Below are 457 nucleotides of genomic sequence, written 5' to 3'. Positions count from 1 at the left end.
CTTGTAGGTGACACGCACTTCATCGTTGCCGCCGCCCGCCTGCTCGATGACGGTCACGCCACCGCCGTTGACGTAGTAGATGTCATCACCGGCACCACCGTCGTAAGTGGCGAAGAGGTAGGCGTCGGTGGTGAAGGTATCGTTGAATGCCGAACCGATGACTTTCTCGACGTTGGTCAGGGTCACACCCTGCGAATCGCCACCGACACCTGGCAAACCGGTGCCTGGACGAATGTCGACGTTCACGGCAGCGGACGATGTCGAGTAATCGACGGTATCAAAACCTTCACCGCCATCGACGCCCGAGATCCGGCTGTCGACCACGAAGGTATCGTTGTATTTGGAACCGGCGATCACTTCGATGCTGTCGAACGTATCACCGGCACCAATCCCCGAAATAACGCCGGTTTTCAGATTGATGTTCATGGCGACCGTGCTGTCGAGGTACGACACGGTA

1 pseudogene is annotated in these 457 nt (G+C 57.5%); it reads right to left on the bottom strand.

Annotation, left to right across the window (positions count from 1 at the left end):
• Nucleotides 1–457, bottom strand: a pseudogene (locus ACKLNA_RS29150) (calcium-binding protein); the annotation flags it as partial.

This window comes from Pseudomonas sp. UV AK001, from assembly GCF_046097675.1.
GTDB lineage: Bacteria > Pseudomonadota > Gammaproteobacteria > Pseudomonadales > Pseudomonadaceae > Aquipseudomonas > Aquipseudomonas kribbensis.
This window is presented reverse-complemented; position numbering and strand designations above follow the sequence as displayed.